The organism is Reyranella sp. CPCC 100927 (assembly GCF_007859315.1).
Taxonomy (GTDB): Bacteria; Pseudomonadota; Alphaproteobacteria; order Reyranellales; family Reyranellaceae; genus Vineibacter.
The window spans coordinates 1-23,210 of sequence record NZ_VOHA01000041.1; the positions used below are offsets into that span (position 1 = coordinate 1).

14 protein-coding genes are annotated in these 23,210 nt (G+C 67.0%); 8 read left to right on the forward strand and 6 right to left on the reverse strand.

Annotated features, from left to right (window positions below; all coding sequences use genetic code 11):
• Nucleotides 1-225: 225 nt before the first annotated feature.
• Nucleotides 226-1,143: an RsiV family protein gene (locus tag FQU96_RS41030; RefSeq protein WP_178131166.1), complete on the forward strand. Its 918-nt coding sequence runs from the start codon at nucleotides 226-228 to the stop codon at nucleotides 1,141-1,143.
• Between the two features lie 4 nt (nucleotides 1,144-1,147).
• Here FQU96_RS41030 and FQU96_RS41035 read toward each other — a convergent pair whose 3' ends face one another.
• Together FQU96_RS41035 and FQU96_RS41040 are read right to left on the reverse strand one after the other, a co-directional pair.
• Complete coding sequence (locus tag FQU96_RS41035; RefSeq protein ID WP_146547236.1) at nucleotides 1,148-1,417, reverse strand: hypothetical protein; 270 nt, start codon at nucleotides 1,415-1,417, stop codon at nucleotides 1,148-1,150.
• A 73-nt stretch (nucleotides 1,418-1,490) separates the two neighbouring features.
• Nucleotides 1,491-2,183, reverse strand: coding sequence for an antibiotic biosynthesis monooxygenase (locus FQU96_RS41040; RefSeq protein WP_146547237.1), 693 nt, complete (start codon nucleotides 2,181-2,183; stop codon nucleotides 1,491-1,493).
• A 153-nt stretch (nucleotides 2,184-2,336) separates the two neighbouring features.
• On the opposite strand from FQU96_RS41040, the gene clpS reads away from it, so the two are divergent.
• Entirely contained in the window at nucleotides 2,337-2,642 is a 306-nt protein-coding gene (gene clpS, locus FQU96_RS41045; protein WP_146547238.1) for an ATP-dependent Clp protease adapter ClpS, read from the forward strand.
• A 37-nt stretch (nucleotides 2,643-2,679) separates the two neighbouring features.
• Here the strand turns inward: clpS and FQU96_RS41050 are convergent, their stop codons facing one another.
• Entirely contained in the window at nucleotides 2,680-3,150 is a 471-nt protein-coding gene (locus FQU96_RS41050) for a VOC family protein (RefSeq protein WP_146547239.1), read from the reverse strand.
• Nucleotides 3,151-3,436: 286 nt separating this feature from the next.
• Between FQU96_RS41050 and FQU96_RS41055 the strand changes: the two genes are divergently transcribed.
• Nucleotides 3,437-7,969, forward strand: coding sequence for a response regulator (locus tag FQU96_RS41055; RefSeq protein ID WP_146547240.1), 4,533 nt, complete (start codon nucleotides 3,437-3,439; stop codon nucleotides 7,967-7,969).
• 178 nt (nucleotides 7,970-8,147) lie between these two features.
• Nucleotides 8,148-9,089, forward strand: a complete 942-nt coding sequence (locus FQU96_RS41060; protein WP_146547241.1) for a ribose-phosphate pyrophosphokinase — start codon at nucleotides 8,148-8,150, stop codon at nucleotides 9,087-9,089.
• Here FQU96_RS41060 and FQU96_RS41065 read toward each other — a convergent pair.
• Complete coding sequence (locus tag FQU96_RS41065; RefSeq protein WP_218575076.1) at nucleotides 9,067-9,783, reverse strand: hypothetical protein; 717 nt, start codon at nucleotides 9,781-9,783, stop codon at nucleotides 9,067-9,069. The two genes, FQU96_RS41060 and FQU96_RS41065, sit on opposite strands and share 23 nt — an antisense overlap.
• A gap of 5 nt (nucleotides 9,784-9,788) precedes the next feature.
• Here FQU96_RS41065 and FQU96_RS41070 point away from each other — a divergent pair, with 5 nt between their 5' ends.
• Both FQU96_RS41070 and FQU96_RS41075 read left to right on the forward strand, forming a co-directional pair.
• The gene (locus tag FQU96_RS41070; RefSeq protein WP_146547242.1) at nucleotides 9,789-10,514 is read left to right on the forward strand and encodes a GNAT family N-acetyltransferase; all 726 of its coding nucleotides are present in this window, start codon (nucleotides 9,789-9,791) and stop codon (nucleotides 10,512-10,514) included.
• Nucleotides 10,515-10,631: 117 nt separating this feature from the next.
• Nucleotides 10,632-11,543: an alpha/beta fold hydrolase gene (locus FQU96_RS41075; RefSeq protein WP_146547243.1), complete on the forward strand. Its 912-nt coding sequence runs from the start codon at nucleotides 10,632-10,634 to the stop codon at nucleotides 11,541-11,543.
• A gap of 23 nt (nucleotides 11,544-11,566) precedes the next feature.
• On the opposite strand, the gene FQU96_RS41080 is transcribed toward FQU96_RS41075, so the two are convergent.
• Nucleotides 11,567-11,875 (reverse strand): winged helix DNA-binding protein, encoded by a 309-nt coding sequence (locus FQU96_RS41080; RefSeq protein WP_178131168.1) that lies wholly within the window; start codon nucleotides 11,873-11,875, stop codon nucleotides 11,567-11,569.
• Nucleotides 11,876-12,215: 340 nt separating this feature from the next.
• Complete coding sequence (locus FQU96_RS41085) at nucleotides 12,216-13,142, reverse strand: response regulator (protein ID WP_146547245.1); 927 nt, start codon at nucleotides 13,140-13,142, stop codon at nucleotides 12,216-12,218.
• Nucleotides 13,143-13,761: 619 nt separating this feature from the next.
• Between FQU96_RS41085 and FQU96_RS41100 the strand changes: the two genes are divergently transcribed.
• Both FQU96_RS41100 and FQU96_RS41105 read left to right on the forward strand, forming a co-directional pair.
• Nucleotides 13,762-22,542, forward strand: a complete 8,781-nt coding sequence (locus FQU96_RS41100) for a hypothetical protein (RefSeq protein ID WP_178131170.1) — start codon at nucleotides 13,762-13,764, stop codon at nucleotides 22,540-22,542.
• A gap of 87 nt (nucleotides 22,543-22,629) precedes the next feature.
• On the forward strand, nucleotides 22,630-23,190 hold the full coding sequence (locus FQU96_RS41105; RefSeq protein ID WP_146547249.1) for an invasion associated locus B family protein: 561 nt from the start codon (nucleotides 22,630-22,632) through the stop codon (nucleotides 23,188-23,190).
• Nucleotides 23,191-23,210: the final 20 nt, after the last annotated feature.

A 23,210-nucleotide genomic window follows, 5' to 3' on the forward strand; every position in this document is an offset into this window, starting at 1 on the left:
CTTCGTCGCCGATACTCGCTGCTCGATTCCCCTTGCGAAACGGGGGCCGTCCACACATGACAGCTGTATCAGTGACCCACGATTCCAGATACTAGGCCCAGCTACCCGGGGCGCAGGAAACGATCGTGCATGTGTCTGAAAAGTAGGCTGCTTCTTGTCATTGGCTTGTCATGGGGTGCCGGCGCATTCGCGCAGGGATCGTTGAAGGTTGACTGCAGCAAGCCCATGACGGCGGCTGACAAGGCCGGTTGCGCCCGGCTGGCGGACGCTCAGCAGGCGATGGCAACCGCGCATGAACGCCTGACACAAACGCTGAACGGCCCGGCGCGCGACCACGCGATCAGCGATATGGCGCGCTGGCGACGCATCGCGGAAACCTTCTGCGTCGCCAGTGCCGGGACGGAGCCGTCAGCCATTGCCGAGGCGCGCGACTGTCTGATCGAACGGACGCAGGCGCGCCGGCGGCGGCTGGATGGTCTGCCGCGTGGCAGCGACTATCCATTCATATCGGACTACGTGACCATCGAGGCCGGTGCGACATCCAGCATCCGATTCATGTTCGTCGCCGCCTATCCCAAGCTGGAGCGGCCCGGCGTGGACAACAATCGTGCCAATGCGCGGTTGTCGAAGCTTGCCAACAATACCATCGACAAGTACAGGCCGCGGCTGGGTGAACAGGCCACAGACAGCCGGGGTGTGAGTTTCGATTTCGACTACACGCTCGTCTTCGCGACGCCGCAACTGGTGACCGTGATCGCGACATATGCCGGCTACCTGAACAGCACCCACACCGCCCGTGGGATCGATACGACCATGGTGGATCTGGCAAGCGGCCGCATGCTGGCACCTGCCGATTTTCTGACCGCGGATGCCCTGGCATCGATGCAGCCGATCGTACGCGAATATTTGCGCGTGCAGTTCCGCCAACGGCAGGGCTTCGACATGACCATGCCGTCGGACAAGCTTGCGGAATTGCTGCGCCAGCCGGGGCGGTGGATCGCGCGCGACGACCGCCTGGAGATCGTATTCAACGCCGACGAGATCGGACCCTATGCTTCGGATCCCTATACCGTGGCATTTCCGTACAAGTACTCGAGTGCCCTCATCCGCCGTGATGGTCCCCTGGCGTCGAAGCTGCCTTGAGGTCCTACATGGCCAGTGCGCCCGGGCAGGTCGCCGGGCGGGGTTTGGTGCCGCGCTTATCGGGCGGCACCTTGCAGTTGTCGAGCCGCTGTTCGTCCGTCCACTTGCCGCCCAGCCGTTCCTTGCCGGTTCGTGGTGGCGATGGTGCGGGGGAGGTTGGACGGTCCGCCTGAGGCAGAGCGGCAGGCTGTCGCGGCTGTGCCAGCACCGGTATTGCGGTGGCGACGGCCATCAATAGCGCAGCAGCCAGCAGGGACTGGGACACCAGATGCATGAGCGGGCCTCGTCATGTGACTCTGGCCCGAAAAGGCGGTCGCGTCACTCCGGTTTCCGCGCCCGAATTCGGTTCATGCCGGAGCGGCCGGCGCAGCGATGCTGCCGTGGAGATGGTAGCGCACGAAACCGAACGATGTGACGCCGCGCATGGCCTCGATGAGTGGCCGGGTGCGGGCGCTCGTGCTGCTGGCCAGGAAATCCGCGTGTGCAGCCGCGCTGGTCCATTCGCTGTAGTTCAGCACCCGATTTCCGTCGACGCTGACGTGAAAGTGGGCCGCGATCAGTCCCGGGTGCGGATCGGTGAGGGCGGGTCCCCGCGTGACCAGCACGTCGATCAACGCGCGCTGTACATCGGGGCCTTCGACGTCGAATGTGACGGCGACCATGATCCCTGGCACTCGCCGTCGGCATGTATCGGGCACGACGCTGCGGTGCAGCCGATAACGCACGACGCCGGGACGCTCGATGCCGGGAACCACCGTATCGATCTCGCGCACCAGCGCCGGCCGGGCGCTCTGCATGAAGGCCAGGTGGGCCGCATCGCTGGTCCATTGCGCGTAGTTCAACACGCTGCTGCCGTCGGCGCTGGCAAAGCCGCTCAGCGACAGGAAACCTGCGGTATCCGTCCGGTGCGACCATTCGGCCAAGGTAGCCTCGATCGCGGCGTGCTGGCGTTCAGGCGTGCCCACGATCCATGGGCTGACCAGGATGGTGCCGGCGTCGCGGCGGGTCACGTCAGGGAAACGGGCGGCGGAGCCGATCATCGCGAGGCGCCTCGGTACAGGTCGTCGAGGGCGTGGTTATGGAACTTCAACTCGACTTGAGGTCAAGGCCTTCGTTGCCGCGTCTTGGCAAATCCCGCCCTTTGGCTAGAATCTCCCCAACCATTGGAACACGTTCGAGCGTAGGAGGGGCCGATGAGCGAGATCGCGACCAACCCGCGCACCCAGACGCAGGTCAAGGTTGAGCGGCCGCGCCTTCACAAGGTCATCCTCGTCAATGACGACTACACGCCGCGTGAATTCGTGGTGTTCGTCCTGAAGGCGGTCTTTCGTACCGGCGACGAAGAGGCCTATCGAATCATGATGGCGGCGCATCAGCTCGGCGCCTGTGTCGTTGCCGTGTTCACCCGCGACGTGGCGGAAACCAAGGCGACGGAGGCCACCGAGGCCGGCCGTCGCAAGGGCTATCCGCTGATGTTCACGACGGAGCCCGAGGAATAGCAGCCCCTTCCGCGGGTGGGAGAACGAGCGTCCAGGCTCAGCCGCGGGCGGCGGCCTCGAGGCCCGCGATATCGAATTTCACCATCTTGAGCATCGCTTGGGTGACACGCTTGGCCTTGGCTCGATCGGGATCGGTCATGAGCTCGCCGAGCCGCTTGGGGGTGATCTGCCAGGACAGACCCCAGCGATCTCTCAGCCAGCCACATTGCTCGGTCGAGCCGCCTTCCTTGAGCGCGTCCCAGAGCCGGTCGATCTCCGCCTGGGTTTCGCATTCGACGATGATGGAAAAGCTGTGGTTGAACGGGTCGAGAGGGCCAGCCTCGATCGCCATGTAGCGCTGATCGCCGAGCGCAAAGGAGGCGATTTTGACGCTGCCGTCGGGTCCGCTCGGGGTTTCGCCTGCCAGGCTCGAGATCCAATGAACCTGCGAGCCGGTAACAAGGGATGTGTAGAATTCGACTGCCGCCTTCATGTCCTTCTCGAACCAGAGATGCTGGGTGACTTTCATGGTGGCGCTTCTCCTTCGATGTCACGTACCGATCTGAGTCCTGGCGCTTGTCAGGTCTCCGGGACCTGCGCGCTCCTTTCAAGGACGATAGGACCGAGGGTAACCCGACAGGTCGGCCGGGTATTTTTTCGCACGCCCGGCAGGGGCACGAGCCAACCCGGAGCCCGGCAGCGGCCATGGCCTTGTCGAACTGACCGACAAACAAATTAGCAGTAGCGACGTAACCTTTCCGGATCGCGGACGTTATGGGTGACTGGGGCTTCAGCCGTATCGTTGAGCAGGCAGCATGAGCATCGACTCCACCCTTCGCGCCGGGCAGTCCGGTGGTACGGAGGAGTTTTTGGTTGGTGGCGGGGAGATGGGCCGTCGCATGCGGGCCCATGACTGGGCGGCGACTCCCCTGGGGCCGCCGGCCCGGTGGCCGCGCAGCCTCAAAACGGCGGTGCGGATCATGCTGACGTCGCGTCAACCGATCTGGATCGGCTGGGGTCAGGCGCTGACCTACCTCTACAACGATGCCTACAAGTCGATCATCGGTGGCAAGCATCCCCAGGCGCTGGGCCAGCCCACAGCCATGGTTTGGCGTGAGATCTGGACCGACATCGGGCCCATGCTGGCGACCGCCATGGGCGGCGATGAGGGTACCTACGTCGAGCAGCAACAGCTGATCATGGAGCGCAATGGCTATCCGGAGGAGACCTATTACACCTTCTCCTATAGTCCGGTCCCGGACGATGACGGCGGTGTTGGCGGCATTATCTGCGCCAACTCCGATGATACCCAACGGGTGATCAGCGAACGCCAGCTGTCATTGCTGCGCGACCTGGCGGCTGGTACGGCAGACTCCCGGACTTGGCAGGAGGCGTGCGAACGGGCGGCCCGCATGCTGGAAACCAATCCGCGCGATATGCCGTTCGCCCTCATCTATACGGCCGAACCCGGCAGCCTCGACGTGACGTGCGCCAGCCTGTGCGGCATCGACCCGGGGCACCCGGCGGCGCCCGCCGTCATGCGGGCCGGGCATGCGCCGTGGCCTTTTTCAGAGGTCCTGCGACGGCAAGAGACTCGTTTGGTCGACGATATTGCGGCCCGGTTCGCAACCGGATTTCGTGTCGGTGTCTGGCCCCAGGCGCCCCGGCAGGCTGCGATTCTGCCGCTTCCCGCCATCGGCGATAAGGCTCGGGCCGGAGTTCTGATCGTCGGTCTCAACCCGTTCCGACTGTTTGACGATTCATATCGCGGCTTTCTGGCATTGGTGGCCGGACAGATCGCCGCCTCCATTGCCAATGCCCTGGCGTACGAACAGGAACGGCAGCGGGCCGAGGCGCTGGCCGAGGTCGATCGCGCCAAGACCACGTTCTTTTCCAACGTCAGTCACGAGTTTCGCACGCCGCTGACCCTGATGATGACGCCGCTGGAGCAGGTGCTCGCGCGGTCGGAACAGACGCTGCCCGCCGACGTCCGGGCGCTGCTGGAGATCGCCCACCGCAACTCCATGCGGCTGCTCAAGCTTGTGAATGCCTTGCTCGACTTCTCCCGTTTCGAGGCCGGGCGGGTGGAGGCGAATTACGAACCGGTCGACCTGGCCCAGTTCACCGTGGACCTGGCGTCCAACTTCCAATCGGTCCTGGCCCGTGCCGGACTGGCATTCGTTGTCGTGTGTCCGCCGCTGCCGGCGCCGGTTCACGTGGACCGGGACATGTGGGAGAAGGTTGTTCTCAACCTGCTGTCCAACGCCTTCAAATTCACGTTCGAGGGTGAAATCGCCGTCGTGATCGACGCGTCGGCGGACGGCTCGCATGCCGAATTGACAGTGCGCGACACCGGTACGGGCATACCGGCGTCGGAACTGCCGCACCTCTTCGAACGGTTTCGCCGCGTCGAGGGCGCGCGCGGTCGATCCTTCGAAGGCAGCGGCATCGGATTGGCTCTGGTGCAGGAACTGATCAAGCTGCACGGCGGACGGATCGGCGTCGCAAGCGAGGTGGGGCGTGGCAGTACGTTCACCGTTTCGCTCCCCTTCGGAACAACGCATCTGCCGTCGGACAAGATCGGCAGGGCCCGTGCCGGCCGGTCCACGAGCGTGCGGGCGCAAGCCTACGTCGACGAGGCGCTGGGCTGGCTGTCGACGGAAAGCGAGATTGACGAGGAGGCACCGCAGACCGCTGCCGCTGAGGATCTGAGTACCTCAGGTGCAATCTCCGATGCGCGGGACCGGCTCGTGTTGCTGGCTGACGACAACGCCGACATGCGGCAGTACGTGCAGCGATTGCTGCGGTCCGCCGGCTTCAGGGTGGAAGCGGTTACCGATGGCGAGGCGGCACTGGCGGCGGCCCAGCGCCTGCAGCCGGATCTCGTCCTGTCCGACGTGATGATGCCCAAGCTCGATGGATTCGGGTTGCTGACGGCTCTGCGTGCCGACCCCGTGCTGCGCGATACGCCGGTTCTGCTGCTGTCGGCCCGCGCCGGCGAGGAGGCGAAGGTCGAAGGGCTTGGTGCTGGCGCCGATGACTACCTGACCAAGCCGTTCTCGGCCCGCGAGCTGCTGGCCCGTGTCGACGTCAACCTGCGGTTGGCGCGCACGCGCAAGGAGACCGCGCGTGTGTTGCGCGACGAAGCGCAGACGCTGGAGCAACTCAACAAGGTCGGCACCGCGATTGCGGCCGAAATCGACCTGGAGCGAGCCGTGCAGGTGGTGACGGACGCGGCGACCGAGTTGTCGGGTGCTGCCTTCGGCGCCTTCTTCTACAACGTGATCGACGACAAGGGTGAAGCCTACACGCTCTACACGCTGTCGGGCGCACCGCGCGAGGCCTTCTCGCGGTTCCCCATGCCGCGCAACACGGCGGTTTTCGCGCCGACCTTCCATGGCGAGGGCATTGTTCGCTCGGCCGACATCACGCGGGACCCTCGCTATGGACACAATGCGCCCCATGCCGGCATGCCCGCGGGACACTTGCCGCTGCGAAGCTATCTGGCGGTACCGGTCGTTTCGCCCAGTGGCGAGGTGCTGGGCGGCCTCTTTTTCGGGCATCCCGATGTCGGGGTGTTCGATGAGCGGGCCGAGCGCATCGTGGCCAGTATCGCACCTCAGGCTGCTGTCGCCATCGAGAAGGCCCGCCTGTACCGGTCGGCGCAGTCCGAGATCGAACAGCGCACGCGCAGCGAACAGGCATTGCGCGAAAGCGAACAGAAGTTGGAAGCCAAGGTGGTCGAGCGGACGGCCGAACTGACTCTGGCGAACGAGCGCTTGCGGGTCGAGGCGATCGAGCGTGAGCGGGCGGAAGACGCGCTGCGGCAGGCGCAGAAAATGGAAAGCATCGGGCGGCTGACCGGTGGCGTGGCGCACGATTTCAACAATCTTCTCACCGTGATCGTCGGCAACCTCGAGACGGTGCAGCGCCAGCTACGTGGCCCGGCGTCCAACCTGGTCGCGCTCGCCCGTTCGAGCGACCAGGCGATGCGTGGCGCCCAGCGTGCCACGGCCTTGACCCAGCGGCTGCTGGCCTTCTCACGCCAGCAGCCGCTGGATCCCAAGCCCGTCGATGTCGGACGGCTCGTGGTCGGGATGTCCGAACTGTTGCGTCGGACCATCGGTGAGGAAATCACCGTCGAGTCGGTGCTGGCTGGCGGCCTATGGTCAGTGCACACCGATCCCAACCAGTTGGAAGCCGCCATCCTCAATCTTGCCGTCAATGCACGCGATGCCATGCCCGGCGGCGGCAAGCTGACGATCGAGACCGCCAACACGTTCTTGGACGAAGCCTATGCCTCCGCGCAGGCGGAGGTGGTTCCGGGGCAGTATGTCGTCATCGCCATATCGGACAGCGGCGTCGGCATGACGCGGGACACCATGGCGCGGGCGTTCGAGCCGTTCTTTACCACGAAGGAGGTTGGTCATGGCACCGGCCTTGGCCTGTCCCAGGTTTATGGCTTCGTGAAACAGTCCGGTGGTCATGTGAAGCTCTACAGCGAGCTTGGCCAGGGCACGACCGTCAAGATCTATCTTCCGCGCCTGCACTCGGCCGAGAGTGGTGACGAAGCGGAGGCGCCCATGTCGATACCCGGCGCTACCGGCGACGAAACGGTGCTCGTGGTCGAGGATGACAATGACGTCCGCAGCTATACGACCGGGCTGCTGCGGGAGTTGGGCTACACCGTGGTCGAGGCACCCGATGGCAGGACCGCGTTGCGGTGCCTCGAACAGGAGCCGATGATCAAGCTGCTGTTCACAGATGTCGGCTTGCCGGGCGGCATGAACGGACGCCAGCTCGCCGACCACGCGCGGCAGCGGAAGCCACACCTCAAGGTCCTGTTCACCACGGGCTACGCCCGCAATGCCATCGTTCATGATGGCCGCTTGGATCCGGGCGTGCAGCTCATTACCAAGCCGTTCAGCTATGCCGCCATCGCGGCCAAGCTGCGCGACATACTGGATGCGCCGACACTGTCGCGACGGATCCTGGTTGTCGAGGACGAGGCCCTGATCCAGATGCTCGTGGTCGAGAACCTGGACGAACTCGGCCTTGGTGCCGAGGCTGTTGCAAGCGCGACGGAGGCACTCAACAAGCTGCGCCTGACACAGGGCGGGTTCGATGGCGTGATCGTCGATGTCGGCCTTCCGGATCGTCGGGGCGATGAGCTGGTGGCGGAGCTGCGTGTTCTCTATCCATCGCTGCCTGTTCTCATTGCCACCGGTAGTGACAGTCAGCAGCTGCGTGTCAGGTTCTCAGGCGACCGCCTGATCGCCGTGCTGGGAAAGCCCTATGCATTGGAGGAGCTGCGAAGCGCATTGCTGGCTGTCGGTGTCCGCATCTGAGGGCGGGACCGGCTTCTACGGTGGCGGGGGGGGCCGACGCCGTCGATTCCCGGAACAGGCGTTTGCGAGCAATGGTCACATTTTCAACAGCTTCGATGCGCACAGGCAGGATAGACACGATAGTGCTGTCGCCTTTATGGTCCGCGCCGGCAGCTGCCTTTGTTATTCCGGAGGGCGTATGGCGGAGATCGCGGTTTTCTCCGGAACCTCGCATCCCATCCTGGCGGCCGAGATCTGTGCCGCGCTCGGCGTTGCGTTGCTGCCGTCCCGGGTCCAGCGCTTCGCCAACGATTGCCTGCAGGTCCAGTTGCAAGCGAATTGCCGCGAGCGCGACGTTTTCCTCGTCCAGACTCTCAGCCCGCCGGTGCAGGAGCACCTGGTGGAGTTGCTGCTGATGATCAATGCCGCTCACGGCGCCTCGGCGGCGCGTGTCACCGTCGTCATGCCGCACTACGCCTACGCGCGGTCGGACAAGAAGGACGCACCGCGCATCTCCATCGGCGGCCGGCTGGTGGCAGACCTGCTGACCACATCAGGCGCCGGCAGGGTCCTGACCATGGCGCTGCACTCGCCGCAGGTTCACGGCTTCTTCAGCGTTCCGGTCGACCACCTTCACGCCCTGCGTGACCTGGCCGGCCACTTCCGCCGCCATGATCTCTCGAACACCGTCGTCGTCTCGCCTGACCTCGGGTATGCGAAAGCGGCCACAGCCTTTGCGCGCCTGCTGGGTGTCGGCGTCGCCATGGGCGCCAAGCAACGCTATGAGAACGACCGCGTCGAGATCAGCACCATCATCGGTGACGTGCAGGGCAAGGACGTCATCGTCATCGACGACGAGATCGCCAAGGGCAGCACGCTGCTGGAGCTGCTGGGCCATCTGCGCCGCCACAATGTACGCTCGGTCCGCGTGGCCTGCACGCATGGTCTGTTTTCCGGCGGCGCGCTGGAGCGGCTGGGTAGCCAGGACGACGTTCTGGAGATCGTCTGCACCAACACGTTGCCGGTCGAAGCCGCGGCACGCCATCGCAAGCTCGTGGTTCTCTCCGTCGCGCCCACGTTGGCCGAAGCGATGCGCCGCATTCACGCCGGCGAGTCGGTCAGCGAGCTGTTCCAGGCTTAGCGTCAAGAACGCGCAGCCAGGCATTGTCCTGGCCGTAGGCCGTCGCGATGGCCTCTCTCAACCACGTGCGCTGCGCATGGCTCAGCAACGGCAGCGATGCCTGCAAATCCAGCACGTCTTTCGGCCGGGGCGCCTGCGCTTTGTAGAACAGTTGGACCTCGGGGACCAGGAAGGGGACGCCATCGGCACGGCCCCATGTGAGCTCCGAGACTGGTTTTGTGACACACCGACAGCGACGGGATCGCCAGTGATCGCGATCGCCGTCATCCAGCATGATCTGGAACCGCCACGGTCCGTCGGAGGCCGCCCGGCACCAGACATCGTGGACATGCTGCGGCAGCGTCTCGCCCGGTGCCCATGGCCGCAGCCGCCCCGGCGGATCGGCGGCCCAGCAATCCCATGCCGACAGCGCGGACCGCAGCGCGCTGCTGTCCTTGCGCAGCACCAGGACATCGATATCGTCGTGCGAGCGAAGTGAACGGCCGACGAAGTGCTCGATCGCATATCCCCCTGCGATCCACCACGGAAAGACGGATGACCGGAAGAGCGGCCCGACCTCTTGCGGGGTCAAGGGATCCCAAAGTTTTTCATGCTCTTGCATGACAGCGCGATAGCATGGCGGGCACTGACCTTTCCAGGCAGAGACCCGAGGAAGCAGGCGCTCTGTACAGCCGGCAATCGGGACGATAGTCATGCGCCATGACTTCCGACATTCAGCGGCTCGATATCCAGTACCGGACGCTGTTTCGCCTTACGGCGAACGGCCGCATCGAGCGGGAGAACGATCCTGATCGGTCGGCCGGGCCGCGCCTGTGGTTGGCTGGCTGCGCGGCAGGCAATGTCGTCGGCGCGCGTGCCGACGTGGCGGACGATGTTGCAGCGGAGATCGCCGCGCTGGCGGCGTCCGAGCCACCGTTGATGCACGCCGACAGTTTGCCGAGGCATCTGGACACGTACGCCGCGTTGCTGCGGTCGAATGATGCGAAGGTCGGGCTGACCTATGAGTTGCCCCATGGTCATCCCTGGATCGGGCGCGCCAATCGGGTGAGCAGCGACAGCGCGGACGGGCGGGACCTGCAGGCCCGCCTGACCGCCGATGGCATGCCTTCGGGTATGGTCGCGCTCGGCTTCAGGACCGTGGCGGATTTCTGGCCGCCCTGGTGTGCCGCCATCGTGGATGGGGAAATCGCGGCCATCGCCTTTGCGGCGCGCCTGTCGGGCGTTGGCGCCGAACTGGGCGTGGCGACGGTCCCGGCGTTTCGCGGCCAGGGACATGCGGCCGCGGCGGTCAGCGGCTGGTCGCATTCGCCGGGTCTTCGGTCCCGCCAGCTGTTCTACAGCACCGATCGATCGAATATCGCATCGCAGGGCGTTGTTCGGCGTCTGGGCCTTCGCTTCATGGGCGCCAACCTGCGGATCGCATAGCGGCGGGGAGGCCATATCGCTGCGCGGTTCGCCGGCGCGATGATCCACAACACCGGCTCCGTTTTCCGCTCTATTGTTCTGGCCTGACGTCATGTGAAAGGCACCCGCGGAGACCGGATGCGTAGATTGACCGTTGCTTTTGCGGAAGGGCAGACCACCGCCATTGCCTTCGGCGCCGAAGGGCCGCCCGACCTGGTGTTCCTCCACGCCACCGGCTTCAACGCGCTGACCTATCGATCCCTCCTGGAGCCGTTGGGGCAGCGTTTTCGCATCATTGCGCTGGACCAGCGTGGCCATGGCCGGTGCCCGCTCGCGGCGCGGCCCGAAGCCCTGAGCAGCTGGACCGCCTATGTGCGCGACTTTCTGACGGCGTCGTCGTCGCTATGGGGCGGAGCACCGCCGCCGGTCATTGCCGGCCACTCGATGGGCGGCGCCGTCGCCTTGATGGCTGCGGCACGGCAGCCCGGCCTGGCGGATCGCCTGGTGCTGTTCGATCCCGTCATGCCGCCGGACGGCCTGCGCCTGCAGTTGCTGCGATGGCTGCCACAGTCGCAGCGGATCGCGCGTCTGCCCATTGCTGCCGGCGCCCAGCGGCGGCGCGACCGCTTTCCATCGCGCGCGGCGGCACGCGATAGCTACCGTGCGCGGGGTGCCTTCGCGACATGGCAGGCGGCGTTCTTGAACGACTATGTCGAAGATGGTTTCGCCGACACCGAGACGGGTGACGTCAGGCTGACCTGCACGCCGCAGTGGGAGGCTGCCACGTTCGCTGGCGTGCGCGGCGGCGTCGCCGCGGCGCTCAAGGCGATTGCGTGCCCGGTCGAGATCCTGCTCGCGGCACGCGGTTCGGCAGTTCGTGTGAAGACAGAGCAGCTGCGACTGTTCAAGGCGGACCTGCGGACTGAAACCGTCTCCGGCTCCAGCCACTTCCTGCCCATGGAGGTGCCCACGATGGCGCGCGACCGTCTTGAGCGGGCGCTGATGGATCGCGCCGCCAGGAGCGCACCGCTGTCCGTGGCGGCAGGCTGAAGGAGCGTCCGCGCTTCGGCCCGTCAAGCCTGTCGGCGGCCGGTGTCGTCGCGGTCGATCTGATCGAGATAGGTCGAGAGCCGTTCCAGGCCGCTCTGGGTCAAGCTGACCAGCACACGGCGCCGATCGGCCCGATCGGTCTCGCGCTGCACCAGGCCATCGGCGATCAGCTGCGCGACCCGCCGCTTGCCGTTGGTGATGGGCTGGCCGGCGGCAACGCACAGGCTGCTGAGGTAGAGCTGCCGTCCCTCGAGGTGCGCCAGCATCAGATCCAGCAGCATGTTCCAGCCCGGATCGACAAGGCCGCTGCCGCGAAAGAGGCGCGAGCGCATGGTATGCTCGCGCAGCATGGCCCGGATACGAGCGGACCGGTCCATTCCTGCACGCGCGGTGACCGGTGAGGCATGTGATGCGGCCGCCGCGTCAGCCGGTTCGGCCTCGTCGTCGGCACGCAAGATGGCGCGCGACGCTTTCATGCGTGGTCGGAAGGGCTGGAGTGGACGCACAAGGGCACGGAATCGAACTCGTACTGACCGTTTCCCCGGATCACCTGGCCGCGTCGATGATCGGTACGTGCAAATACTATGTCTGCATGAAAGCGGGCTAGCGTGATTTCACCCGCATCCGGCTGCTTTCTTTCCTGTGCGATTGTGCGCGTGCGTCGCGCGGTACTCAGGTCTGGTCGAGTCGCGCGCCGCCGGGCTCGATCTGATCGATGTAGGCGGACAGGCGCTCCAAGCCGGTGTCCGTCAATCTCAACAGCACGCGGCGGCGGTCGGTCTGATCGTCTTCGCGTTGCACCAGGCCGGCGGCGATCAGCTGCTCGATGCGACGTTTGGCATTCGTCACCGGCAAACCCGAGGCCGCGCATAGGCTGAAGAGATACGTCTTGCGGTCTTCGACATGCGCCAGCATGAGGTCGAGCATCATGTCCCAGTTCGGATCGGCAAGTGCGCTGCCGTCGAAGAGGCGGGTACGCACTTTGCGTTCGTGGAGCATGGCTCGGATCTGGTCGGACCTGTCGCGAGGCGTCGTTATCCGCGACGTGGAAGGCGAAGCCGTGCGCTCGGGCGCGGCGATGCCCGAGCGCACACCGCCGGCAAACAGGCGTGTTACGGTTGCGCTGCTCTGCGACAGCATCGCCGGCAGGCCGTCGGCGGACCCACGAACGCGCATGCAGGCAGCCGCGGCGCGGCGAACGGCTGCCACCAGATCGGCGCGCGACATCGGCTTGTACAGGAAGTCGTCCGCCCGCAGGCGCAGCGCATGGACGGCATACTCCATGGTGCCGTGGCCCGTCAGGAAGATGACCTGGGGGCCGGGCCGACCGGCCGACAGGCGTGCCCGCAGCGTTTCCACCAACTGAAGTCCGTCGAGCCCCGGCATGCGCACATCCGAGACCAGAACGCCGATCGTCGGATCGCTGTCGAACAGGTCGATTGCCGTCGCACCATCCGATGCCTGCAGAATCGAGAACCCTTCGCGCGACAGCGTGGTGGCCATCTCGTCCAGCAGGTCGGTGTCGTCGTCGACGAGCAGGACGGAGAATGCCGATGATGTGTCGCCGGCGAAATCGCCGGCGCGTACGCGCGAAGACACCGAATCAAACTCTGACACAACCCATCCCTCGGTGATCGCTGCGACTATCGGAAAAGCGTCCAGGCAAACACACCGTGGAAAGGTCCAAAGTGGTGTGACCGTGATAATCGCATGCGCGCAGCGGGCTGACGCAGCAAAAAGGGCAGGGCGGCGCGGCTCTCCGGTTCATGCGAATCGCGGACGCGACGTTCGAAGAAACTCTTGAGCCGCCGACAGGCGTGAGCGTTACGGCATCGCGCACGATTTACATTTACCAGCTGTTCAAGAGATTCCTTTCCGCTTGTTCAAAGCCATGTCGACATCTCTATCATTGCCGAGTCACGACAGTCGCTCGACCATGTGGGCGCACATGCAACAATGAGTCGATGACGCTTTGGTTGCAGATGCAAATGCGACCGCATCCGGTGCCAATTGTTATGGCGCTCCCCAATCGTTCGCAGTTAACCTAGTTTCTAAGTAGAAACCTGCAGTCTTATGAAGTCATGAGATGTAGGTCAAGTAAACAGGGACGCGACTGTGAATTGTAGTGTTGTGCTGGGTGGGGGTACTGGTCGTGTTCAAGTATCGCGAATGCACTGAGCAGCTAACGGCTCATGATCAGGTAGTCGGTGTCCAGCAGGTGGACGTTGCTGCGTTACCCGACATCACGGCGAAATTCCGACGCAACGGGCGCTCTGCCGGCGGTTTTGCCGGCAACTGGGTGACCGGCGCCGATCGCGGCAGCCGATCGCTGCGCCGCCGGCTGATGACAGTGTTGCGCCGCGCTCATCGCGTGCTGGGCATGAAGCGCGATCAGCTCGGCCTCGGCACGCTCGGTGTCGGCGGGGCTGTGTCGGCCGCCGCCGCGACGGTCGGTGCAATCGCGATCACCATCGCCGCGACCTCGGGCGCGAATGCTCAGAACTACAACGCCGGCACCGGCAGCGTCGCGTCGGGTGGCGGCGCAACGGCGGTCGGCACGAATGCATCGGCAACCTCCTCCTCCGGCTCCGCCGTTGCCCTCGGCGCCAACGCCAAGGCCAACGCGACAGGGACTGGCTCTCCGATCGCCATCGGCGGCGCCGCCAACGCCAGCGGAACGGCACCCGCCGGCTTCAGCTTCGAGGCGATTGCGATCGGCACTGGGACAAATGCCACGGGTGCCTGGTCGACTGTCGTGGGCACGGACGCTTTGGGGACAGGAACGGGCGCCACCGCTCTCGGAACGTCTGCCAAGGCGACGGGAGACCAGGCGTCGGCGGTCGGCAATGGCGCCATCGCCTCCGCCCAGGGGGCCGTCGCCATGGGCTATCTCGCATCGGCAAGCGGGGCGCGCGGTGTCGCGCTTGGAAGTAGCGCGACGGCATCCGGACCGGATTCCATTGCCCAGGGTACCAGCGCTGTCGCGGGTGGCGGGGATTCCATCGCCATCGGCTTCCAGGCAACGGCGTCCAAGCTGAACTCCGTCTATCTTGGCGCCCGCACGGCTGCGGGAACGGGTGCCCTCGCACAGGGTGCCATCGCCATTGGCACGGATGTGACGGCCTCTCAGACGGACGCAACCGCGATTGGACGCCAAAGCATCGCCTCCGGTGAAGCTTCCATCGCGGTCGGCGTGAGCGCCAAGGCCGCCGCTTTGAGCGCCGCTGCGGTCGGCAATCTCGCCGATGCTTCGGCCGACTTTGCGGTGGCCCTGGGCAATGGGACCATCGCGAGTGGCATTGGCGCGGTCGCGGCCGGTTCGGGAGCGCAGAGCACTGATGTCTCCGCCGTAGCGGTCGGCAACAACGCCACTGCAACCGCCTCGCGTGCAACCGCGCTCGGCGCGGGTGCGACGGCGAGCGGTCAGAATGCCGTCGCGTCGGGCGCTCTCGCCACGGCCACTGGTGGCGACGCCATGGCGCTCGGCGCAAGCAGCAACGCCTCTGCCACCAGCGGCGTCGCCATCGGCGTCAACTCCGTTGCTTCGGGAGTCAGCGGCTCGACAGCGCTCGGCGCTTTCGCAAAGGCCAGCGCCACGAACAGCCTGGCCCTCGGCGAGTTCTCCAGCGCTTCCGGAGAGCTCTCTTCGGCTGTCGGCCCGGGCGCGACTGCAACAGCGACGAGCGCGACGGCGGTCGGCAGCGGCTCGCAAGCTCTTGCGGCCTCGACCGTGGCGCTGGGCGACACCAACACGGTGGTGGCCGCGGCCGGCAAGGGCGCGATCGCGGGCGGCTTCAACTCCCAGGTACTGGGCGGCACCGGAGCGGTGGCGCTGGGCGCCGGCAATGTCGCCAACGGCAACGGGGCGGTCGCTATCGGCGATCCCAACACCGCCACCGGTGACGGTGCCATCGCCCAGGGCATGGACAACACCGCGACCGGCAACGGCTCGGTGGCGCTGGGCAACACCAACCTGGTGGGTGGTGGCGGGCAGGGCGTCGGCACGCCCGGCACGGCGGCGCAGGGCGCTGTCGGCATCGGCTTCCAGAACACGGTGGTTGGCCAGGGCGCGGTGGCGATCGGCAATAAGAACGTTGCCAATGGCGCCGGCGCCATTGCGATGGGTGACACGGCCAACGCATCGGCGGCCAACGCGCTGGCGCTGGGTACGGGTGCGACAGTCGCCAACGCCGGCGCCGTGGCGCTGGGCGCGGGCAGCGTGACAGCCGCCGCCGTGGGCACGAAGAACGTCGTGATCAGCGGCACGACCTACACTTTTGCCGGCGGAACGCCGGCCTCGACGGTGAGTGTGGGCGCCGTGGGCGCCGAGCGCACCATCACCAACGTGGCCGCTGGCCGGATCGACGCCACGAGCACGGACGCGATCAACGGCAGCCAGCTCTTCGCCACCAACAAGGCGCTGCAGGCCATCGCGACCGGCGGGACGCTGCACTACTTCGGCGTGAACGACGGCGGCACGCAGCAGCCGAACTTCAACAACGATGGCGCGACCGGTGTCAATTCGTTGGCCGTCGGCGTCGGTGCCGCAGCATCGAACTTCCAGGCGACGGCGATTGGCCTGCAAGCCAATGCATCGGCTCAATATGCGATCGCTCTTGGCCGGGATGCGAAGGCGTCGGGCGGCGGCGGCGCGGTCGCGATCGGTGCCGGCACGGTCTCAAGCGGCGTCAACACAGTGGCGCTCGGTGTTGATGCCCAGGCCACGGCAGGCGGTGCCAGCGCCTTGGGCACCTTCGCCGTTGCCTCGGGAGGGAACTCCACCGCGCTGGGTGTCAGTGTCCTCGCGTCGGGGGCCGAGTCGCTGGCGGGCGGCTGGGCATCCGTTGCGTCGGGGCTCCGCTCGACAGCGCTCGGCACCAAGGCCAACGCCTCTGTAACGGACGCCACGGCCGTCGGCGCCAACGCCACGGTTTCGGCGGTGAACGGCACGGCGGTCGGCAGCGGTGCCGTCGCCGCGGGAGCCAATGGCGGCGCGACCGCGGTTGGCTTCGGGGCCAACGCCGGCGGCGAGTTTTCGGTGGCGCTCGGCGTGAATGCCAATGCCGGTGACCACGCATCCATCGCCATCGGAACCGGCACGAAGGCGTCCGGTCTGCGCGCGATCGCCGTCGGCGACACCGCCCAGTCCACCGGCGACGGCTCGATCGCCATCGGCGGCAACTCGACCGGGCAATCCATTGCGGCGGCGGATGATGCCATCGCCGTGGGCGGGGCATCGTCTGCGACCCAGGCTGCGGCCGTGGCGCTCGGGCGGTCCAGCAGCGCGTCGGCGGCCAATGCGCTGGCGCTGGGCGCCGGTGCGACGGCCGGCAATGCCGGCGCCGTGGCGTTGGGCGCGGGCAGCGTGACGGCAGCCGCCGTGGGCACGAAGACCACTGTGATCAGCGGCACGACCTACACGTTTGCCGGCGGGACGCCGGCCTCGACGGTGAGCGTCGGTGCCGTGGGTGCCGAGCGCACGATCACCAACGTGGCCGCTGGCCGCATCGACGCCACGAGCACGGACGCCATCAACGGCAGCCAGCTCTTCGCCACCAACAAGGCAATCTCGGCCATCGCCGCCAGCACACCCACCCACTACTTCGGCGTCAACGACGGCGGAACGCAGCAGGGGAACTATCTCAACGACGGCGCGACGGGCGCCAATTCCCTGGCGGCCGGCGTTGCGGCGTCGGCGACGGGCGCGAAGGCGACAGCGGTCGGCTACCAGGCCAGTGCGTCGGGCCCCTCGGTCGCCATCGGCAGTGGAACGACCGCGGCGGGTGGTGGTGGCTTTGCCGTGGCTCTGGGATCCGGCGCCAAGGCCGTCGTGACGTCGGGGACCGGCTCCCCGATCGCCATCGGGGCCAATGCGAATGCGAGCGGGGCTGCTGGAACAGCGCTTCCGGGCGGCTTCACGTCTTTCGAGGCGACGGCACTCGGCAACAGTTCCTTTGCCACCGGGCAGGGCAGCAGCGCTCTCGGCGTTAACAGCATCGCGACCGGAACCTGGTCCACCGCCATCGGCTTGGCCGCCAAGGCTTCGGCGGCGAATGCCGTGGCCGTCGGCGTGCTCGCCAACGCCGCCGCTGCAGACGCGCTCGCCCTGGGCGCTTCGGCCACGGCCGCCAATGCTGGCGCTGTGGCGCTGGGCGCGGGCAGCGTGACGGCCGCCGCCGTGGGCACGAAGACCGGTGTGATCGGCGGCACGACTTACACCTTCGCTGGCGGGACGCCGGCCTCGACGGTGAGCGTGGGTGCCGTGGGCGCCGAGCGCACGATCACCAATGTGGCCGCCGGCCGCATCGACGCCACGAGCACGGACGCCATCAACGGCAGCCAGCTCTTCGCCACCAACAAGGCGCTGCAGAGCATCGCGGCCAGCACGGCGACCCACTACTACAGCGTGAACGACGGCGGCACGCAGCAAGGCAACTACACGAATAACGGCGCAACCGGCCCCAACGCCATAGCGATCGGGCCTAATGCCAGCGCGGCGACCGGACCCGCGATCGCCATCGGCAGCAACGCCGCCGCTGACTCCAACGCCGCCGGCGGCGGGGCCATGGCCCTGGGACCTAACGCCAAGGCGATCGTCACGGGTGCTGCCGGCGGTTCCCCGATCGCCATCGGCATCGCGGCCAATGCGAGCGGCGCCTCGGGCACGGCGCTTCCCGGCGGCGGCGTGTCGTTCGAAGCGATCGCGCTGGGCAATAGTGCGACCGCCTCGGGCCAGGCCAGCGCGGCCTTTGGCCTCAGGAGCGCTGCCACCGGGACCTGGTCCACGGCCCTGGGTTCAGCGGCCACGGCGTCGGGAGCGAATTCCACGGCGGTCGGCGTGCTCGCTAAGGCGTCGGCGGACAACACGGTCGCGATGGGCAACGCGGCCAACGCGTCGGCAGCCGACAGCATTGCCATCGGGGCGAGCGCCGTGTCGACAGGGCCGCTGGGTGGTTCGATCGCGGTTGGCGCCAATGCCAACGCGAACGGATCCTTCACGACCGCGATCGGCAAGGACGCGAAGGCCAACGGCGATTGGGCCACGGCCTACGGCCAGAACGCCGATGCGGCGGCCCAACAGGCCACCGCGCTCGGCGCCGGCAGTGTCGCCACCAAGACTTTTGCCACGGCGACCGGTTTCCAGGCTTCGGCAACGGGGGTTGCCGCCACGGCGATCGGCTTCCACGCCAATGCCGCAGCGGATAACGCGATCGCGGTGGGCAACGCGGCCAAAGCCGATTCCGCCGAAGCGGTCGCCATCGGCACCAACGCGACGGCCACCGGCGGCAAATCGGTATCCATCGGCTCGGGCAACGTCGCCTCGGGCAACGGCGCGGTCGCGATCGGCGATCCGAACTACGCCAGCGGCACCGGCGCCTTCGCGGCCGGCTCCAACAACATTGCCAATGCGGACGGCACCGCCAGCGCGACGCCGGCCAATGCCGCCAACGGCGTGGTCGCCATCGGCAATGCCAACAAGGCGGTCGGCCAGGGCTCGGTCGCCATCGGCAACACCAGCAGCGCGCTGGCGGCCGGCGCCGTCGCCTTCGGCGACAAGGCCGCGGCCAACAACGCCGGCGACGTGGCGCTGGGCTCGGGCGCGGTGACGGCCGCGGCCGTCGGCACCGGCGGTGTCACCATCGCCGGCAAGGCCTACACCTTCGCCGGCACGACGCCGGGTTCGACGGTGAGCGTGGGTGCTGTGGGCGCCGAGCGCACCATCACCAACGTGGCGGCCGGCCGGATATCGGACACCTCGACGGATGCCATCAACGGCTCGCAGCTGTTCGCCACCAACACGGCGGTCGATGTCCTCAACACCACCGTGAACAACATCAACACCGGCGCCGGTATCAAGTATTTCCACGCCAACTCGACGCTGGCCGACTCGACGGCGACCGGCACCAACTCGGTCGCGATCGGCCCGGTGTCGACGGCGATCGGCGCCGACGCGGTGTCGATCGGCAACGGCGCCAAGGCCAGCAACGCCGGTGACATCGCGCTGGGCGCCGGCAGCGTGACGGCGGCGGCCAACCCCACGACAGGCGTCACGCTCGTCGGTAAGGCCTACACTTTTGCGGGCGGCGCACCTACCAGCGTGGTGAGCGTCGGCGCGCCCGGTGCCGAGCGGCAGATCACCAACGTGGCGGCGGGCCGCATCGATGCGGCCTCGACGGACGCGATCAACGGCTCGCAGCTCTTCGCCACCAATCAGGCGGTCGAGGCGCTGGCCGGCAGCGTGACCGCCACCGCGACGCATTACTACAGCAACAACGACGGCGGCACGCCGCAGGGTAATTTCAACAACAACGGCGCGACGGGCGTGAGTGCGCTCGCCGCCGGCGTCGGCACCTCGGCGTCGGGCCAGCAGGCAACGGCAGTCGGCACCTTGGCTACGGCGCAGGGCCTGCAGAGCATTGCGCTGGGCCACAACGCCCAGGTGCTTGCCACCGTTGCCGGTGCCAGCGACCACTCCATCGCCATCGGCGATTCCAGCGTGATCAGCAACAGCTTCAATTCCTGGACGCTGGGTCAGTCGAACAAGACCACCAATTCCACGCAGGTCGGTGTCCTGGGTGGTTTCAACACCGTCACGACAAGCGCCGGCGCGATCGTGCAGGGCTCGAACAATACGCTGACCGGCGCCACGGGTGCGCTCGTCATCGGCCTGTCGAACACGATCGACAATTCTACCGGCACCACCGTGCTGGGCCTGAATAACACCGTCACCGGCAAATCGGACACGAACACTGTGATCGGCAGCGGCAACACGCTGGACGGCGCGACGAACAACGTCGTTGCCGGCTATGGCAACACCCTGGGCGCCGGGATCGCCAGCAACCAGATTCTTGCCAACGGCGGCACGGTCGCGGCCGGAGTGCAGAACGGCGTGCTGATCGGCACCGGCGGCAAGCTGAGCGCCAGCAACGCGGTGGCCGTCGGCAGCGGCGCGATCGCGGCCAACGCCGGCGACGTGGCGCTGGGCGCCGGCAGCGTGACGGCGGCGGCCAACCCGACCCCGGGCGCGACGATCGCCGGCACGGCCTACACCTTCGCCGGTGGTGCCCCCACCAGCGTGGTGAGCGTCGGCGCGCCAGGTGCCGAACGGCAGATCACCAACGTGGCGGCAGGACGCATCAGCGGCAGCAGCACGGACGCCATCAACGGCTCGCAGCTGTTCGCCACCAACACGGCGGTGGATGTTCTCAACACCACCGTGAACAACATCAACACCGGCGCCGGCATCAAGTACTTCCATGCCAACTCGACGCTGGCGGACTCCGCCGCCGGCGGCACCGACTCCGTCGCGATCGGTCCGACGGCTTCGGCGAGTGCCGTCGACAGCCTGGCGGCGGGTCACGGCGCCTCGGTCTCGGTGGCGGGCGGCGTGGCGATCGGTTCCGGCTCGCTCTCGGATCGGGCAATCGCACCGGCATCAGGCAACATCATCGCCGGCACCGGCCTGGTGCCGTTCAACACCACCGATCTCACCCTGCTGGGCGCGGTGTCCGTGGGCAACAGCACCGGCTACCGCCAGATCACCAACGTGGCCGACGGCACCAACCCGCAGGACGCGGTCACCATTCGGCAGCTGCAGGGCGCCATCGGCTCGGTCACGGCCACCGGCACCAAGTACTTCCATGCCAATTCGACGGCGCCCGACTCGCTGGCGGTGGGCACCGAATCGGTGGCGATCGGTCCGCGCACCGTGGTCAACGGCGACAACGGCATCGGCATGGGCAACGGCGCGCTGGTCATGCAGACGGCGCCCGGCGGCATCGCCATCGGCCAGAATTCGACGGTGAACTTCGCCGACGGCATCGCCATGGGCACCAACGCCAAGAACAGCGGCATACAGGGCGTGGCGCTGGGCGCCGGCGCCACGGTCGACCATGCCGGCAGCGTGGCGCTGGGTGCCGGCTCCAAGACGCAGGCCGTGGTCGCCACCACCGGCACCACCATCGCCGGCAAGAACTATACCTTCGCCGGCACCACGCCGGGCTCGACGGTGAGCATCGGCGACGTCGGCAACGAACGCACGCTGACCAACCTGGCGGCGGGTCGCATCAGCCAGACCAGCACCGATGCCGTCAACGGCTCGCAGCTGTGGGCCACCAACCAGGCGGTCGACAGCATCGCCTCGAGCATCAACAACATCAACAACGGCGGCGGCATCAAGTACTTCCACGCCAACTCGACGGCCGCCGACTCGGTGGCGAGCGGCGCCGACAGCGTGTCGATCGGCCCGCAATCGACGGCCAGCGCCGCCAACGCGGTGGCGATGGGCAATGGCGCCGCGGCGTCGGCCAACAACGCCATCGCCATCGGCGCCGGCGCCAAGGCCACTGCGGCGAACTCGCTGGCGCTGGGCGCAGGCTCGACCACGACGGCCAATCTGAGCGACGCGGCTTACACGCCTGTCGTGGGCAAGTCGGTGGCCGGCGTGGCGACCGGCGAGGTGTCGGTCGGCGCACAAGGTGCCGAACGGCGTGTGACGAACGTCGCCGCCGGTGCGGCACCGACGGATGCGGTGAACGTGAGCCAGCTGCAGGCCGTGGTGTCCAGTTCGGCGGCGGGCTCCGTGCGGTACGACGTCGACGGTTCGGGCAACACCACCAACCGCGTGACCTTGACGGGTGGCAACACCGGTGCGCCGGTGAACATCGGCAACGTCGCGCCGGCGGTCCGTGGCACCGACGCGGTGAACCTCGATCAGCTCAACAGCGCCGTCGGCTCGCTCAACGGCGACATCCGCAAGGCCCGGCGCGAGGCCTGGCGGGCGGCGGCGATCGGCTTGGCGGCGGCCTCGCTGCGCTACGACGAGCGGCCCGGCAAGATCAGCGCGTCGATCGGCGGCGGCATGTGGCGCGGCGAGGGCGCGTACTCGATGGGCCTGGGCTTCACCGCGCACAACGGCTGGATGCGCGGCAACCTGTCGGCCACGACCAGCGGCGGCAACTGGGGCATCGGCATGGGCGTGACCTTCACGCTGAACTGACCTTGCGAGCGCGGGCCTGCGGCCCGCATGTCAGGCGACGGCGCCGCTGTCGCCTGAGCCCTTGGCGCCAAGACATTGCGGGAATTCATGGGTCCGTTCGATTGCCTGGCAGGATTGGCGATATCGTGTGCCGCGACGATCGCAGCGCCGCCCGCGCCGGCGCCCACCTATGTCGTGAAGCCGTCGGAGGTTGCGATTCCGGACGGGGAGAAACTCGGCGATTACCGACGAATCATTCACCCCTTCAAGAACTGGACCCTGATCTGCGACGAAAGCCAGAAGTCGAAACACCGCGTGTGCAACGTCACGCAAACGGTCGTGGACCAGCAGGGAAACGCCGCCTTCAGCTGGTCGCTGGCGGCGACGGCGGACGGCAAGCCGCTGATGATGATGCGCATTCCCGCTGCTGCCGGTGTGGGCCAGACGATCGAGCTGGCCATGGGCAATCGGCCGGATCGGATACGCGTCCAGACCGATCGCTGCGATCCGTTCTTCTGCCATGCCGTGATCGCGGTCGGCGACATGCTGAAGCGCCACATCCGGACCGGCACGCCCTGCACCGTGACGTATGCGGTGCCGCCGGCCGCTACCGTCACGTTGCAGGCGCCGCTCGAGGGCCTGTTCGCCGCGCTCGCGGAAGCGAAGTAAATGCGGTCGTGTGATCGAAT

Bases quoted from the DNA above. Each gene is read 5' to 3' on its own strand.
- FQU96_RS41030 (WP_178131166.1), top strand. From the start codon at position 226: ATGACGGCGGCTGACAAGGCCGGTTGCGCCCGGCTGGCGGACGCTCAG.
- FQU96_RS41035 (WP_146547236.1), bottom strand. From the start codon at position 1,417: ATGCATCTGGTGTCCCAGTCCCTGCTGGCTGCTGCGCTATTGATGGCC.
- FQU96_RS41040 (WP_146547237.1), bottom strand. From the start codon at position 2,183: ATGATCGGCTCCGCCGCCCGTTTCCCTGACGTGACCCGCCGCGACGCC.
- clpS (WP_146547238.1), top strand. From the start codon at position 2,337: ATGAGCGAGATCGCGACCAACCCGCGCACCCAGACGCAGGTCAAGGTT.
- FQU96_RS41050 (WP_146547239.1), bottom strand. From the start codon at position 3,150: ATGAAAGTCACCCAGCATCTCTGGTTCGAGAAGGACATGAAGGCGGCA.
- FQU96_RS41055 (WP_146547240.1), top strand. From the start codon at position 3,437: ATGAGCATCGACTCCACCCTTCGCGCCGGGCAGTCCGGTGGTACGGAG.
- FQU96_RS41060 (WP_146547241.1), top strand. From the start codon at position 8,148: ATGGCGGAGATCGCGGTTTTCTCCGGAACCTCGCATCCCATCCTGGCG.
- FQU96_RS41065 (WP_218575076.1), bottom strand. From the start codon at position 9,783: ATGACTATCGTCCCGATTGCCGGCTGTACAGAGCGCCTGCTTCCTCGG.
- FQU96_RS41070 (WP_146547242.1), top strand. From the start codon at position 9,789: ATGACTTCCGACATTCAGCGGCTCGATATCCAGTACCGGACGCTGTTT.
- FQU96_RS41075 (WP_146547243.1), top strand. From the start codon at position 10,632: ATGCGTAGATTGACCGTTGCTTTTGCGGAAGGGCAGACCACCGCCATT.
- FQU96_RS41080 (WP_178131168.1), bottom strand. From the start codon at position 11,875: ATGCGCTCGCGCCTCTTTCGCGGCAGCGGCCTTGTCGATCCGGGCTGG.
- FQU96_RS41105 (WP_146547249.1), top strand. From the start codon at position 22,630: ATGGGTCCGTTCGATTGCCTGGCAGGATTGGCGATATCGTGTGCCGCG.